This is a genomic window from Aggregicoccus sp. 17bor-14 (assembly GCF_009659535.1).
Classification (GTDB): domain Bacteria; phylum Myxococcota; class Myxococcia; order Myxococcales; family Myxococcaceae; genus Aggregicoccus.
On record NZ_VJZZ01000017.1, the window covers coordinates 114,421 to 128,449 of the forward strand.

Genomic DNA, 14,029 nt, shown 5'->3' on the forward strand with positions numbered 1-14,029 from the left:
TTCTCCAGAGGTTCAGCCTGCGAGCGCGTAGTTCTCCAGCAGATCCAGCGTGCTCCGCACCGCAGGGGCGACGTTCGTGACGTAGATGGGCGTACGCAGGGCCCATGCGAGCCGCAGCGGCTCGTAGAGCAGGGAGTGCAGGTAGCTCTGCGTGACGATGTCGAGCCCCGCGAAGTCGAGCAGGACGGGCTCGCGCCGCACGATGCGCGGGACAAGCTCGTCGCGCGCGAGCGCGGTTGCCTTCGCGGTGTCCTCTGCGCGGGAGCGGATCTCGAAAGCGGCCGCGGCTGCCGGCGCAGGATCGAAGCGCAGCCAGCGGTGCGTCGCCCGCTGAGGGGTCCGGGCCTTCGCTCTGTCCTTGATGGTCTCGATCAGCTCCGGATAGTCGACGACACTGCCCACCGGGAGCTCGAAGACTACGAGCGTGCCCGGGTAGCCCGTGCCTTGGGGGTCGATGAAGCGCAGGGTGGGGGCGCTGATTCCATCGGAGCTGCCGGTCAGCACCAGCGTCGCTCCCCGGGTCGCGATGAGCAGCGTGCCCCCGGTGAGCTTCGCCATCTCAGCGATGAAGAACAGGCCCATGCCTGCGTTCTGCGCCGTTCCGGTCAGGCCCTCCTCGAAGGTTCCCGAGATGTGAGGCCAGAGCGCGCGCTCCAGTGCCACGCGCGGGTTGGCGGCGGAGGGGTGAAGTGTGCGCAGGCTCTCAGGGATGCCGATGCCCGCGTCCGCCACGGTGACCTGAACCATTTGACGGTTGCCCTCGAAAACACTGAGGTCGGCGCTCACCAGGCCGCCGCGTGGATCGAGACTGTGCTGGACGGTATTTCGCAGCAACTCCACGAGGACGTAGCGAATGGTGTGACGCGTGTCCTCGAGCTCTTCCTGCGGAACGAGGCGCTCCGCGAGCGTGCGCGAGACGGATTCGACCTGGGTGATGTCGGAGACGAGTTGATCGATCCACTTGTGGGCGAGATCGTCCACCGTCAGTCGCCCATCGGCCATGAGATGCTGGAGAAGTGCGCTCCGGGTCTCTTGGTGCTCGGGTGTGGCGATATCGCGCGCCAGCTGAAGCATCCGCCCCCATGCCTCGTCGACCTCGGGCCGGATACGGCGTGTCTTTGCGATGGCGGTGTGCACCCAATTGCGTGCGAGCGCGAGGAACTCCAGCCGCTCGGGCTCGGGCCCGGTTCCATCGAGCCAGCGCAGCAGCGGCGCAGGATCTTCGAGCGAGAGCGGGAGTGGCTGTCCGGGGGACATGGCTCGAACACCATGGACGGCAGGAGGAGGACGGTCAATCCCCGCTTCACTGCATTCAGGAGACAGCGTCACCCGGTACGGAACCCGGCACCCTCACCCCGACCCTCTGCCCCCAGGAAGAGGGAAAGGGAGAACGCGGCTACAGCAGCGGCTGCGGCTGCGGGAAGGGGCGCGGGGGGAGCGTGAAGAGCTCGCCGGGCACCGGCTGCAGCTCGCCCACCACGCTGTTGCGCCGAGCGCCGCGCAGCTTCTCGAGGCGCACGTTGAGCGCCCGCAGGCGCGCGCTGCGCAGCGATAGCTCCGCCACCGCCACGTGCCGGCGCGCGAGCGCGAGCTGCGACTGGTAGGGCGTCGCCTCCTTCCAGCGGCTGCTGGTGGGCGGTGCCTCCTCCAGCTGGGTGAGGGCCGCGCGCGCGTGCAGCAGCGCCTCCAGCGCGGGCGCGATGAGGGAGTCCACTTCGATGCCGGTTGCGGGAAGACGGACCATGCGACAGCTCCAGGCGGGCCTCCACGTCTACCCGAGCTTTGGCGCGAGCACGAATTTCCGGCCGGTCTCCCCCGGCCGCCTCTTCAGGGTCCGGAAGCTCAGCGAGTAGCGCAGCGCCTTGAGCGGGCTGAGGGTGTGCTGCCACACCGAGCGCGCCTCCCCGCCCAGCACGTAGGCCGAGCGCGGCGGCAACTCGAGCGTGTACGTGTCCCAGCCCGCGCCGGCCCCGCCGCGCGCCCGCCGCAGCCGCATCCGCGCCGGCGCCCCCAGGCTCACCCCCACCACCTCCGGGCCGAACATGGGCGCGTCGCGGTGCCAGCCGATGCTCGCCCCCGGCGGGTAGCGGCTCACCAGCGTCTCCTCCAGCGCCTCGGGGAGCAGCCCCACCAGCGCGGCCGCCCGGGCGCGCACCGGCTCGAGGAAGGCGGGCAGGGCGGGGCCCGGGGTGAGGCTCCACGCCTCGTAGCCGTACACCCAGCCGAAGTGCGCCGTGGTGCGGCGCGCCACCTGGCCGCGCATCACGATCTCCTGCGTGGGCAGCGCCTCCAGCTGCGCGAGCAGCGCCGCCTCCTCCCCGGGCGCGAGGAAGTCCGGCACGTAGCGCAGTCCCTGGGGCAGGTGCTCGCTCACCCCTCACGAGGTGCGCAGCGCGGGCGCCGCCGGCAAGCGGGCCCGGGGGCCCTTCACGCGTAGCGGGCGAGGAAGCTTCCGAGCAGGGGGCCTCCCGCGCGGCGCGCCTCGGCGCTGCCCGCCCCGTCCGCCGGCAGCTGCTGCAGCAGCGCCTCCAGCGCCTCGCGCATCTCCGCCTGCGCCGCGAGCGCCGCGGCCGCGTCCGGCAGGTAGCGCGTGTAGAGCAGCCAGCCGCTCACCGCGTAGGTGAGCGCGTAGAGCCCGCGCGACGGGTCCTCCTCGCGGGTGAGCCGCGCGCGTGCCGTGCCCTCCGCGTCCAGCAGCACCTCGTCCTCCACGATGAGCGCGCCGGCCTCACCCATCTGGCCCAGGGTGGCGCCGTCGAAGGCGGGGCTCCAGGCGGGGTTCGGGAGGGGTGGGCTCATGAAGGGAAACCTGGGAGGGGGTGGCAAGGTGACAGTGCTCATGCGCCCGGGAGATGCTAGAGGGCCGCCGCATTCTGCCTGCGGTGGCAATTTTCAGGGGTCCCTCTCAGCATGTGGCGTCGTCGCTCCGCGTCCCTGTCCTTTCTCGTTCTCCAGCTCTCCCTCGCCCTGACCGCGGCCGGCTGCATCGACTTCGACGCCGAGCGCGCGCGCTACTGCAGCGGGGGCGGCAGCGGCTGTCTCCCGGCCGTGGAGGGCGAGGGCGGCCCGGACGCAGGCCCTGACGCGGGCCCCCCGCCCGCGGCGCTCTCGCTGCAGGCCGTCCCCGCGAGCCAGTCGCAGCGCCGCCGCGTGGGCGACCGCTTCGCGCTCGCCGTGTCGGTGACGGACGCGCAGGGCGCAGGCGTGGCGGGCGTGGCGGTGCACTTCAGCGCGCCGGCGCTCGAGGGGCCCAGCGGCACCTTCGCGGGCGCGCTCGCGCTCACGGTGCAGACGGATGCGCAGGGCGTGGCGAGCGCCGAGCTGACGTCCAACGCGGTGGCGGGCGCCTTCGAGGTGCGCGCCGAGGCCGAGGGCGCAGAGGGCACCGCCTCCTTCGCGCTCACCACGGTGGTGCCCGCGCCCTCCACGCTGGAGCTGCTGACGCCCACGTCGCTCGACGTGCCGGTGGGCGGCACCCTGCCCACGGTGCGCGCGCGGGTGCTGGACCAGCTGGGCGAGGTGCTCGTCGGCAGCAGCATCTCCTTCGACATGCCCACCACGCTCGCGGGTGCGAGCTGGCCCGGTGGCACGCGCCACCTGAAGGTGGTGAGCAACCTCGAGGGCCTGGTGGAGAGCCCCTCGGGCACGGCCAACACGGTGGCCGGCGGCTACGAGGTGGCGCTCAGCAGCGCGGGCGGCGAGGTGAGCGTGAGCGTCCCGGTGCGCAACCTGCCGGCCGCGCCCACCCACGTGCAGGCCCCCGCGGCCAGCGCGCTCTCCACCCCGGTGATGCAGGCCTTCCCCGCCTCCGCGTTCACGGTGCTGGACCGCTACGAGAATCCCGTGCCGGGCCACACCCTGCGGCTCACCACGCGCCCCACCAGCAGCTCCGCGTGGGCGCGCTTCGGCACGGGTGACACCGCCGTCGTCACGAGCGGAGCGGACGGCCGCTTCACCCTGCCCACCCTCACCGCGAACCAGTTCGCGGGCAGCTTCCTGCTCGAGGCCTTCCTCACGCAGGCCGACATCCTGCCCAACAGCAGCTTCTCGCTCGAGCAGGTGGCGGGCCCGGCTGCGCAGCTGGCCATCGTCTCCGGCGACGCGCAGGGCACGCTGGTGGGCAGCCTCTTCCTGCCGCTCGCGGTGTCGGTGAAGGACGCCTGGGGCAACCCGGTGCGCACCGGGCGGGTGGGCTTCACCTCGCCGCCCGAGCTGGGCACCACCTCGCCCACCGCGCTCTTCGGCCCCTCGGGCAGCGCGAGCGCCACCAGCCTCTCGGTGGACCTGGCCGGCACCGACACCCCTGGCGTGGCCCAGGTGACGCCGCGCGCGAACGCCACGCCCGCCGGCACCACGTACGCGGTGACGGCGCAGTACGAGAGCAGCGCCACCCTCAAGGTCCTCTTCAAGCTGGCCAACGACAAGTACTCGCTGCGGCTCTCTCCCAACACGGCCCAGACGCTGACCGACGACGCCTCGGTGCAGCTCTCGGTGCGCGTGCTGGACGTGAGCAACGGGGCCGTCGCCGCGCTGCCGCTCGTGTTCGAGGGCCCCATGGGCTACGGCGCCTTCCCGGCGAGCCCCGCGGCCGACAAGCTCACGCTCGAGCAGAGCACGAACAACACGGGCGACGCCTCGGCGCAGTGGAACTCCAACCACTGCACCGTTCCGCCCTACACCGTGGACGTGCACGTGATGGACCCGAAGAACCCCTCTCAGCCTCTGCTCGCCTTCCCCGCGCGCTTCAACCTGCAGAACGCCTCCACCTCCACGGACTGCTGAAAATGCTCGCCCCCCTGCTCACCCTCTCCCTGCTCGCGGCGGCGCCGGCGGAGCCCTCCCTCAAGCTCGCCGCGCCGGGCTTCTCCTGCGTCGACGCGGAGGCGAAGGCCTGCGACTTCTTCAACGACTACTTCGCGCAGCAGCTCGCCGCCGAGGCGCACGCGCGCGTCACCACCAAGACCGAGGTCAGCGCGCTGCTGGGCTTCGAGCGGCAGAAGCAGCTGCTGGGCTGCTCGGAGGAGTCCAGCAGCTGTCTCGCGGAGATCGCCGGCGCGCTCGGCGTGGACGGCGTGCTGGTGGGCAGCGTGGCCACCTTCGGCAAGGAGCTCGCGCTCACCGTGAAGGTGGTGGGCGCGAAGGACGGCGAGCCGCTCGCCTCCTGGAGCACCCGCGCGCGCAAGGACGGCGTGCTGGATGCGCTGGGCGAGGGCGCGCGCGCCATCGCCCGGCAGCTGCGCCCCGCCGGGGCGCCCCTCGCTGCGGCTCCCGCCGTGCAGGCGCCCCCGGCGCAGGCGCCCGATGCGGCGCTCGCGCTCTCCTCCGCGCCGGCCTCCTCCGGCGCTCCCTCCACGCTGCGCAGCCGCGCGTGGATTCCGGCGGCCGCGGGCGGCGCGCTGCTCGCTGGAGGCGGCGCCTTCTACGCGCTCGCGCGCTCGCAGAAGGCCGAGCTGCAGAAGCCGGACGTGGTGCGCACCACCGCGCAGCTGGACGCGCTGGTGTCCGGCGGCAAGCGCAACCAGACGGTGGGCTTCGCGCTGATGGGCGCGGGCGCTGCGGGGCTCGCCACGGGCGCGGGCCTCTACCTGCTCGCGCCCCGGGCGCCGGCGCGCGTGGCGGTGGTGCCCACCGGGCACGGCGGCGCGCTCGTGCTGGGCGGCTCGCTGCCCTGAGCGGCGGGCGTGCCGCTGCGCCCCCGGGCGGGCGGGGCAGTTCCCCCGCGCCCCGGATGGGTGCATGAGGGGCCCATGGCCTCTCCTCCGCTCCCCCGGGATCTCGAGTCGCGCCGCGCGCAGATGTTCCCCACCCTCAGCGAGCCGGACCGCGAGCGGCTGACGCGCTTCGGCCAGGTGGTGCACTTCCGGGACGGGGAGCGGATGGTGGAGGCCGGGGTGGCGGGGCCCGGCATGCACGTCATCCTGCGCGGCAGCGCGCAGGCCACGCGGCGCGACGGGCTGGGCCACTCGCGCCCCATCGTGGAGCAGGGGCCCGGCTCCTTCTTCGCGGAGGTGGGGCAGCTCTCTGGCCGCCCCGCGCTGGTGGACATCGACGCGGTGGGGGACGTGGAGGCGCTGCTCATCCCGCCCGAGCGCCTGCGCGCCCTGCTGGTGGCGGAGGCGGAGCTGGGCGAGCGCATCATGCGCGCGCTCATCCTGCGGCGCGTGGGGCTCATCGAGACGGGCGCGGGCGGCCCCATCCTCGTGGGCCCGCCGGATGACGCGGACACCGTGCGGCTGCAGGGCTTCCTCGCGCGCAACGGACACCCCTACTCGGTGCTGGACCCGGCGAGCGACCCGGACGCGCAGGCGCTGCTCTCGCGCTACTGCTGGCGCGAGCGCGAGCTGCCGCTCGCGGTGCTGCCCAATGGCAGCGTGCTCAAGAACCCCTCCGAGGAGCAGCTCGCGCACGCCCTGGGGATGCTCGCGGACGAGGCGCCCGACACGCTCTACGACGTGGCCGTGGTGGGCGCGGGGCCCGGCGGGCTCGCCACCGCGGTGTACGCCGCGAGCGAGGGCCTGCGCGTGCTGGTGCTGGACGCGCACGCCTTCGGCGGCCAGGCCGGCGCGAGCGCGCGCATCGAGAACTACCTGGGCTTCCCCACCGGCATCTCCGGCCAGGCGCTCGCGGGGCGCGCGTACGTGCAGGCGCAGAAGTTCGGGGCCGAGATGGCCATCCCCACGCGCGTGGCTCGCCTGCGCTGCGAGGCGCCCGGGCGCCCGCTCCTGCTCGAGCTCGCGGACGGGCGGCGCGTGCGCGCGCGCAGCGTGGTGGTGGCCAGCGGCGCGAGCTACCGCCGCCCCGCGCTCGCGAACCTGAATCAGTTCGAGGGCCGCGGCGTCTCCTACTGGGCCAGCCCCATCGAGGGCCGCATGTGCGGCGGCGAGGAGGTGCTGCTGGTGGGCGGCGGCAACTCCGCCGGCCAGGCCGCGGTGTTCCTCGCGGGCCACGCGCGCCGCGTGCGCGTGCTGGTGCGCGGGCCCGGCCTCGCCGAGAGCATGTCCAGCTACCTCATCGAGCGCATGACGGCCTCGCCCCGCATCGAGCTGCAGCTGGAGACCGAGGTGGTGGCGCTGGAGGGCTCGCGCGCCGCAGGGCTGCAGCGCGTGCGGGTGCGGCACCGGCCCACGGGAAGGGAGGTGGACCACGACGTGCGCCACCTCTTCCTGTTCATCGGCGCGGACCCGGCGACCGAGTGGCTCACGGGCTGCGGCGTGAAGCTGGATGCGAAGGGCTTCGTGCGCACGGGGGCCGAGGCGCTCGGAGAGGATGCGCCGTGGCAGGAGCGCTTGCCGCTGCCGCTCGAGTCCAGCGTGCCCGGCGTGTTCGCCGTGGGGGACGTGCGCTCGGGCTCGGTGAAGCGGGTGGGCGGGGCGATTGGTGAGGGGGCCGCGGTGGTGGCGCAGGTGCACGCGTACCTCGCGCACGCGATGGAGGCGCGGGGGGCGCGGGTAGGTGGGGGCGCGGAGGCCGTGCAGCACGCGTGAGAGGGCGCCTTCCCCTCTCCCAGAGGGAGAGGGGACACCTTCGCCCTCGTTCCTCAGCGCTTCTCTCTCGAGGGCGCGGCGCGCAGCTCGTCGAGGGCGCGGCGGATGCCTCGCGCGACGTCCGCCCACGCGCGCTCGCGGCTGCTCCACTCGCGCACGGGGCGCCCGCCCGCGGGCAGCGCCTGCAGCCGCGCGTAGGGCTGCCGGCTCCAGTCCACCGCGCCGAGGATGACCGGGATGACCCGCGCCTCCCCGGCCGCGTGGCGCGCCATCGCCTGCGCCACCTCCACCTCCGCGCAGTAGCTCGAGGCGATGAAGTGCACGCTCACCAGCAGCAGGACGACGTCCGCGCGCGCGAGCTGCTCGCGGATGGTGCGGTCCCACTCGCGCCCCGCGCCGATGTCCCCGTCGTGCCAGCCCGTGAGCATCCCCTCGCGCTCGAGGATGTGCAGGTGCTTGTTGAGCACCGCGCGCGCCTTCCGGTCCTCGTGCGCGTAGCTGTAGAAGAGCCGCAGCGGGCGCTGCGCCGCAGGGGCCGCCGCCTCGGGGGGAGTGCCGCCCCGCGCGAGCGCGCGCGCCAGCTGCACGTGCAGCGCCCCCACCACCTGCAGCGCCGCGCCGGCGCTCGCGAGCGGCAGCGGCCGCAGGGGCTCGGCCACCTCGGGCCACGCGTCCGCGAGCCCGCCCGTCCCCGGCACCGCGAGCACCGGCAGCCCGCGCGCCCGCGCCTCGCGCAGCTCCGCGCGGCAGCCCGCGCTGCCGCCCACCAGCACCAGCGCGCCCACGCCCTCGAGCAGCCGCGCGCGCACCTCGGCCGCGCCCGCCCCCGCGTGCACCACCGTGCCCAGCGCGGGGCCGCGCGCGCCGCCCGAGCGCAGCGGCATCACGAGCCGCAGCCGCTCCGGCTCGGGGCACAGCCGGTGGAAGCCCGCCGCCGCCGCGAGCCCCACGCTCGCGCAGGTGCCCGGCGCCGAGAGCTCGAAGCCCGCGCGCGCGAGCGCTTCCCCCAGTGCGCGTGCGAAGGCGCACACCTCGGGCCGCCGGCTGCCGCCCACCAGCGCGACGCGCGTGCGCAGCGACGGCCACGGCTGCAGGCCCGCGGCCGTGGCCCACGCGCCGTCCGCCCGCACCGGTGCCTGCTGCAGTCTGCGTGCGCTCAGCCTCGACATCGCTCCGCTCCCCTCGCTCTCTCCCCTGCGCGCACGCGTCCGCACCTTCCGTGGCTCACGGGGGCACGCTGCGGCCACGGTGCCAGCGGGGCCTGACATCGCTGCGCGTTGGCGAAGCGCGCGCGTGTCAGACCGCGGGCGCAGGGTGCACGGCACCATGGGGAGCTTCGGTGGGGAGAGCGGGGAGGGGAGGGCGCGCGCGCGGCGGCTGCTCGCGCTGGACGGGGGCGGCCTGCGCGGGCTCGTGGCGCTGGGGCCCCTCGCGCAGCTGGAGGCGGAGCTGCGCGCGGCGCTGGGTCGGCCGCGGCTCGTGCTCGCGGACTGGTTCGACTTCATCGCCGGCACGAGCACGGGCGCGCTCATCGCCACCTGCCTCTCGTGGGGCATGCCGGTGGAGCGCGTGCGCGCGCTCTACCTCGCGCACGGCCCGGAGTTGTTCCGCCGCGCGCCCCTGTGGCGCAGGCTCTGGTACCGCTTTCGCGAGGAGCCGCTCGCGGCGCTGCTGCAGGAGACCTTCGGCCGCGACACGCAGCTGGGGGACGCGCGGCTGCGCACGCTGCTCGCCCTGGTGCTGCGCAGCGCCGGCACCGACTCGCCCTGGCCCCTCACGAACCACCCGCGCGCGCTCTACAACGCGCCGGAGCGCGAGGACTGCGGCCTGCGCCTTCCCTTGTGGCAGCTGGTGCGCGCGAGCTGCGCGGCGCCCACCTACTTCGCGCCGCAGTGGCTGCGCGTGGGGAGGCAGGCGCGGCTCTTCGTGGACGGCGGGGTGAGCGCGTACAACAACCCCGCGCTGCTGCTCTTCCTCCTCGCCACGCTGCCCGCCTACCGCGTGGGCTGGCCCACGGGCGAGGAGCGGCTCCTGCTCGTGTCCGTGGGCACGGGCGGTGCGCGCGCCCTGGACCCCGCGCTCTCGCCCCTGCGGATGCACCTGCTGCACCACGCAGCGCAGGTGCCCCAGGCGCTGCTGCGCGCGGCCTCCGTGGAGCAGGACCTGCTCTGCCGCGTGCTGGGCCGCTGCCGCCACGGCGCGCCCCTGGACCGGGAGCTGGGCAGTCTCGTGGAGCCTCCGGGTGCGCCGGGCCCGCTGCCCGAGCGGCTCTTCACCTACGTGCGCTACGACGCGGACCTCTCGCCCGCCGGGCTGCAGGCGCTGGGGCTGGGGGCGCTCGAGTCGAAGCGGCTGCAGCGCCTGGACGCGGTGGACCAGCTGCAGGCCCTGCAGCAGGTGGGGGCAGCCGCGGCGCGGCAGGTGCACCGCGAGCACCTCTCGGGATTTCTCGGAGCGCACGTCCGCGAGCAGGCAGGCGAGCGTGATCGCGGATGGGTCGCGTAGGCGCGCGTTCGGGGGCGGACAGGGCACCGGGGATGCATGGCTGCCAGGTGGGCAGGGCAGTGCTTACCCCTGGGGGCGCAGTGGGTAGGACGGAGGAGGTCGGGGATGGGTGCGCGGTGGCTGAGGAACGTGGTGGGGGCGGCGGTGCTCGCGAGCGCGGCCGCGGCGTGCGGAGGCGGCGGGGGGGTGCACACCGGAGGCGACGTGCCCCCGACGCCCGCGGCTCCCTCCGCGCCGGATGCCGGGTCCGGGCAGCAGACGCCGGACGGGGGGCCTCCGGATGCGGGGCCCGTGGAGGAGGCGCACCGCTGTGACCCCACCGCGGGCGAGGCGCGCTGGGTGCTCGAGGGCGAGCCGGTGAGCGCCACCGTCAGCTGCGCGACGGGCCTCACGGGCGCGGCCGTTCGCTTCTCCATCACCCACCTGCCCGCGGGTGCCACCTGGGATGCGGCGAGCGCGACGCTGCACTGGACGCCCACGCGCGACCAGGCCGCGGTGTACCTGCTCACCCTGCGCGAGGAGAGCACCGGCGAGACGGGGACGCTCAAGGTCGGGGTGGCGGACAACGGAGGCGCGAAGGTCGCGGACCCGATGACGTACACCGAGGAGCTCGGCCTGCCGGTGGTGCACCTCTTCTTCGACGCCGCCACGGGCCTGAGCGCCGGCGGCTACCGCCCGGTGCAGGTGGTGTACCGCGGCCATCGCTACACGGCCGAGGCCCAGTACCGCGGCGCCACCAGCAGCACCTTCCCCAAGCGCAGCCTCACGCTGAAGTTCCCGGATGGAGACCTCTTCAACGAGCCGGTGTTCGGCGACGGCTTCACCGACCGCAAGCGCGTGGTGCTGGTCACCACGTTCAACGAGAACTCGTACCTGCGCTCGCGGCTCGCCTTCGACCTGTGGAACCGCATGTCGCCCGAGCACGTGCAGATCCACACCTACAGCGCCGTGCTCTACATGAACGGCAGCTACAAGGGCCTGTTCACCGTGGCGGACCACGTGGACAAGCGGATGCTGCAAGGCGTGGGGATGGACAAGGACTCGGACCTCTTCAAGGCGGTGCTGGAGAACGCGAACTTCAGCCGCCTGCGCCAGGACGGCACGCCCAAGGACAGCCTGCACGAGGACGTCGAGAAGAAGGAGGGCTCGGAGGGTGCCGGCGCCTGGGCCACCTACGACGGGCTCGTCGCCTGGGTGAGCGACGCGGACGCGGGCACCTTCCGCACGGGCTTCGCGCAGAAGCTGAACGCCCAGGACTACGCGGACTGGTGGATCTTCAACACGCTCATCGTGGGCACCGACTCGATGGCGAAGAACAGCTACCACGCCTACGACCCGAAGGCGGGCGGCCCCTGGCGCTACATCCCCTGGGACCTGGATGCGACCTTCGGGCAGAACTTCGACACCACGCGCATCGGTCCTACCGCGCGCCTCACCTTCGAGGGCGACAACCTGCTCTTCCGCAAGATGCTGCAGGAGCCCAGCATCGCGGGGCCCATGCGCGAGCGGTACCGCACCCTGCTGCGCACGCAGCTGAGCGAGAGCGTGGTGCAGGGGCTCATCGACCAGTACGTGAAGGAGACGGCTCCTTCCGCGCGCAAGGACTGGGCGGCGTGGCAGGAGTGGTACCACCACTTCGGCGACCCCACGCTGCAGCCCTACGACATCGGCTACGGCAACTTCCCCAAGTGGCACGAGCGCACCGACTTCAACACCTACGAGGGCGAGGTGCAGTACGTGCGCGACTGGGTGCACGCGCGCTGGGGCAGCCTGCAGAGTGGCGGAGTGCCGTAGGCGGCCGCGGGGACTTCAGCCTCCTGCGGGGGGCGGTGCGGCGGCAGCGCCCGGCAGGGGGATGAAGACGGGGACCACGGGTGCGTCCGGCGGGCGCGCCCCGCCGTGGGTGAAGTGAAGCTGCGTGCCTTGCGCCTCGGCGAGCTGCGCGTCGCTGAGGTCGCCCGCGTCGTGCATCTTCTGCAGCAGGTCGCCCACGCGCCGCTCCCAGACCTCCGTGAGGGCGCCGCGCGCGCAGTAGACGTGGTAGCGCACGGGGTTGGGGATGATGGTGGCGAGGAAGGCCACCTCCTTCACGTTGAGCGTGCGCGGGTCCTTGCCGAAGTAGTGGTGCGCCGCCTCGCCGAGCCCGTAGAGGCCGGGGCCCCACTCGATGATGTTGAGGTAGATCTCCAGCTCGCGCGCCTTGCTCAGGCTCGCCTCCAGCCCCAGCGTGAGGAAGGCCTCGCGCACCTTGCGCGCGTAGGTCTTCTCGCGGTTGAGGAAGAGGTTCTTCGCCAGCTGCTGCGAGATGGTGGAGCCGCCGCGCACCACGCCGCCGTCCTCGCTCGCCGGGGCGAAGAGGTTGCCGCCGAGCGACTCGAAGTCGAAGCCGCGGTGGCTGAAGAAGAACGAGTCCTCGCTCAGGAGCACCGCGCGCACCAGCAGCGGGGGCACCTCGGTGAGGGGCACGAAGTCCGGGTTCTCCGGCCCCACCCGCAGCTCGCGCCCGCGCCCCTCCGCCGTGAGCGGCCGGTAGCCGAAGGGTCCCTGCAGCGCGAGCGCGTTCTTGCCGCTGCCCCCGGCCGCGCGCCGCAGCCCCGAGAGATCCAGCTTCCCGGTGAGCCGCCACCCCTCGCGCTGCCACACGGGCCCCGCCAGCTGCAGCTGCGCGCCGAACTCGCCCTCGAGCCGCTCGGCCTCGGGCCCCGGCCGGAAGGCCTCCGGCAGCGCGTCCACCGCCGCCTGGTAGGGCAGCTCCTCCACGCGCGCGCGCACGTCGAAGCTGCCCGCGCGCGAGAGGTCCGCCTCGCCCGCGAGCCCCACCCGCGCCTCGCCCCGCTCGCCCACCGCGAGCTGCAGCTCCTGCAGCCGCACCTGCCGGCGCGCGACCGAGAGCGCGAGCTGCCCCTGCGCCTGCACCTTGAAGGGCCCCACCGGCCCTTCGGCGAGCCGCGGGTGCTGCACGGTGAGCTCCGCGACGCTCCCCTCGAAGCGCACGCTGCCGCCCTCCACCAGCTCCAGCGAGAGGTTCAGCGCGCCGCCCTGCAGCTGCAGCCCTCGCCCCGCCGCGGGCTCTGCGTCCGCCTCGGCCTCCGCCTCCGCCTCCGCCTGCGCGGGCGCATCCTCCTCCGGCGCCGCCTTCCCGGAGGCAAGGGCCGGCTTCGCGTTCGCCGCGGGCTTCTCCGCCGGGGGGACCTTCTCGGCCGCCGCGGGCCCTGCGGGCTCGAGCACCCCCGAGAGCAGCGCCGCGAGCGACGCGTCCTCCACGCGCACGGTGCCCGTGGGCAGGTGCTCGCCCTGCCGCACCAGCTGCACCTGCGCCTCGCCGCCGCCCGGCAGGTCCAGCTTCGCGTCGATGTTCTGCGTGTCCCCGTCGCGCGTGAGCTGCAGGTGTCCGCCCAGGGGCCCCAGCGCGAGGCGCCGCCCGCCGTGGGTGCCGGCCAGGTGCACGTCCTCGAAGGTGAGGCGGGGCGTGGGGGGCGGGGCCTCGGCGCCGGGGCGCTTCGAGTGCGCATCGCGCTTCGGTCCGCGCAGCCGCTGCAGCAGCGTGCGCAGCTCGCGCCCGTCCTCGCCCGCCTCCACCTGCACGCCGCCCAGCTCCACCCGCTTCACCTCGAGCCGCCCGCGCGCGAGCGCCGAGAGCCGAAGCGCCGCGCCCAGCTCCTCCACCCGCAGCACGGGCGGCAGGCCGGGCCGCGAGGCCGCCACCTCCAGCGGGCCCAGCCGCACCTGCCCGCGCCAGCCCAGGTGCACCTGCGGCCCCAGCGTCACCGGGCCCAGGCGCTCCTCGAGCCGGGGGCGCACCTCGGCGAGCACCCGCGCGCGCACCGCCTCGCTGCGCAGCGCGGCGCGGCCCGCGAGCAGCGCCGCGCAGGCGAGCAGCAGCAAGAGCGCGGCGGCGAGCGCGAGCCGGCGCAGGAGCCGGCGGCTGCGGCGCGGAGGCGGGAGGGGCGCGTCGGGCATGGGAAGGCGGCCTATAGCGTGAAGGCTCCCGGGCGCCCACGTCCGAGTGCGGGCGAGGGCAGGCAGGCAGGCTCACGGGC

Annotated in this window: 11 protein-coding genes; 5 read left to right on the forward strand and 6 right to left on the reverse strand. The window is 74.6% G+C overall.

All coding sequences use genetic code 11. The features are described 5' to 3' along the window. Positions 1 to 12: 12 nt before the first annotated feature. The 4 genes from FGE12_RS25930 to FGE12_RS25945 all read right to left on the reverse strand — a co-directional run bounded on the left by FGE12_RS25930 (position 13) and on the right by FGE12_RS25945 (position 2,799). On the reverse strand, positions 13 to 1,257 hold the full coding sequence (locus FGE12_RS25930; RefSeq protein ID WP_153869291.1) for an ATP-binding protein: 1,245 nt from the start codon (positions 1,255 to 1,257) through the stop codon (positions 13 to 15). 139 nt (positions 1,258 to 1,396) lie between these two features. Next, complete coding sequence (locus FGE12_RS25935) at positions 1,397 to 1,744, reverse strand: hypothetical protein (RefSeq protein WP_153869292.1); 348 nt, start codon at positions 1,742 to 1,744, stop codon at positions 1,397 to 1,399. 27 nt (positions 1,745 to 1,771) lie between these two features. Then, on the reverse strand, positions 1,772 to 2,374 hold the full coding sequence (locus tag FGE12_RS25940; protein WP_194798286.1) for an alpha-ketoglutarate-dependent dioxygenase AlkB: 603 nt from the start codon (positions 2,372 to 2,374) through the stop codon (positions 1,772 to 1,774). 53 nt (positions 2,375 to 2,427) lie between these two features. Beyond that, complete coding sequence (locus tag FGE12_RS25945) at positions 2,428 to 2,799, reverse strand: hypothetical protein (RefSeq protein WP_153869293.1); 372 nt, start codon at positions 2,797 to 2,799, stop codon at positions 2,428 to 2,430. A gap of 111 nt (positions 2,800 to 2,910) precedes the next feature. Here FGE12_RS25945 and FGE12_RS25950 point away from each other — a divergent pair, with 111 nt between their 5' ends. The 3 genes from FGE12_RS25950 (at position 2,911) to FGE12_RS25960 (ending at position 7,484) form a co-directional block, all read left to right on the forward strand. After that, positions 2,911 to 4,782, forward strand: coding sequence for an Ig-like domain-containing protein (locus FGE12_RS25950; protein ID WP_153869294.1), 1,872 nt, complete (start codon positions 2,911 to 2,913; stop codon positions 4,780 to 4,782). A gap of 2 nt (positions 4,783 to 4,784) precedes the next feature. Further along, complete coding sequence (locus FGE12_RS25955; protein ID WP_153869295.1) at positions 4,785 to 5,672, forward strand: hypothetical protein; 888 nt, start codon at positions 4,785 to 4,787, stop codon at positions 5,670 to 5,672. A 75-nt stretch (positions 5,673 to 5,747) separates the two neighbouring features. Further along, positions 5,748 to 7,484, forward strand: coding sequence for a cyclic nucleotide-binding domain-containing thioredoxin-disulfide reductase (locus tag FGE12_RS25960; protein ID WP_153869296.1), 1,737 nt, complete (start codon positions 5,748 to 5,750; stop codon positions 7,482 to 7,484). Positions 7,485 to 7,537: 53 nt separating this feature from the next. On the opposite strand, the gene FGE12_RS25965 is transcribed toward FGE12_RS25960, so the two are convergent. Next, positions 7,538 to 8,653 carry a toll/interleukin-1 receptor domain-containing protein gene (locus tag FGE12_RS25965; protein ID WP_153869297.1) on the reverse strand — a complete coding sequence of 372 codons (1,116 nt, stop codon included), beginning with the start codon at positions 8,651 to 8,653 and terminating at the stop codon, positions 7,538 to 7,540. A 157-nt stretch (positions 8,654 to 8,810) separates the two neighbouring features. Here FGE12_RS25965 and FGE12_RS25970 point away from each other — a divergent pair, with 157 nt between their 5' ends. Then, entirely contained in the window at positions 8,811 to 9,989 is a 1,179-nt protein-coding gene (locus FGE12_RS25970) for a patatin-like phospholipase family protein (RefSeq protein ID WP_153869298.1), read from the forward strand. Positions 9,990 to 10,094: 105 nt separating this feature from the next. Continuing rightward, the gene (locus FGE12_RS25975) at positions 10,095 to 11,783 is read left to right on the forward strand and encodes a CotH kinase family protein (protein ID WP_153869299.1); all 1,689 of its coding nucleotides are present in this window, start codon (positions 10,095 to 10,097) and stop codon (positions 11,781 to 11,783) included. 15 nt (positions 11,784 to 11,798) lie between these two features. Here FGE12_RS25975 and FGE12_RS25980 read toward each other — a convergent pair whose 3' ends face one another. Beyond that, positions 11,799 to 13,949 carry a biosynthetic peptidoglycan transglycosylase gene (locus FGE12_RS25980; RefSeq protein ID WP_153869300.1) on the reverse strand — a complete coding sequence of 717 codons (2,151 nt, stop codon included), beginning with the start codon at positions 13,947 to 13,949 and terminating at the stop codon, positions 11,799 to 11,801. Positions 13,950 to 14,029: the final 80 nt, after the last annotated feature.

Excerpts from the sequence above, each read along its gene's own strand:
- FGE12_RS25970 (WP_153869298.1), top strand. The coding sequence starts at position 8,811 with ATGGGGAGCTTCGGTGGGGAGAGCGGGGAGGGGAGGGCGCGCGCGCGG.
- FGE12_RS25965 (WP_153869297.1), bottom strand. The coding sequence starts at position 8,653 with ATGTCGAGGCTGAGCGCACGCAGACTGCAGCAGGCACCGGTGCGGGCG.
- FGE12_RS25955 (WP_153869295.1), top strand. The coding sequence starts at position 4,785 with ATGCTCGCCCCCCTGCTCACCCTCTCCCTGCTCGCGGCGGCGCCGGCG.
- FGE12_RS25945 (WP_153869293.1), bottom strand. The coding sequence starts at position 2,799 with ATGAGCCCACCCCTCCCGAACCCCGCCTGGAGCCCCGCCTTCGACGGC.
- FGE12_RS25960 (WP_153869296.1), top strand. The coding sequence starts at position 5,748 with ATGGCCTCTCCTCCGCTCCCCCGGGATCTCGAGTCGCGCCGCGCGCAG.
- FGE12_RS25935 (WP_153869292.1), bottom strand. The coding sequence starts at position 1,744 with ATGGTCCGTCTTCCCGCAACCGGCATCGAAGTGGACTCCCTCATCGCG.
- FGE12_RS25950 (WP_153869294.1), top strand. The coding sequence starts at position 2,911 with ATGTGGCGTCGTCGCTCCGCGTCCCTGTCCTTTCTCGTTCTCCAGCTC.
- FGE12_RS25930 (WP_153869291.1), bottom strand. The coding sequence starts at position 1,257 with ATGTCCCCCGGACAGCCACTCCCGCTCTCGCTCGAAGATCCTGCGCCG.
- FGE12_RS25980 (WP_153869300.1), bottom strand. The coding sequence starts at position 13,949 with ATGCCCGACGCGCCCCTCCCGCCTCCGCGCCGCAGCCGCCGGCTCCTG.
- FGE12_RS25975 (WP_153869299.1), top strand. The coding sequence starts at position 10,095 with ATGGGTGCGCGGTGGCTGAGGAACGTGGTGGGGGCGGCGGTGCTCGCG.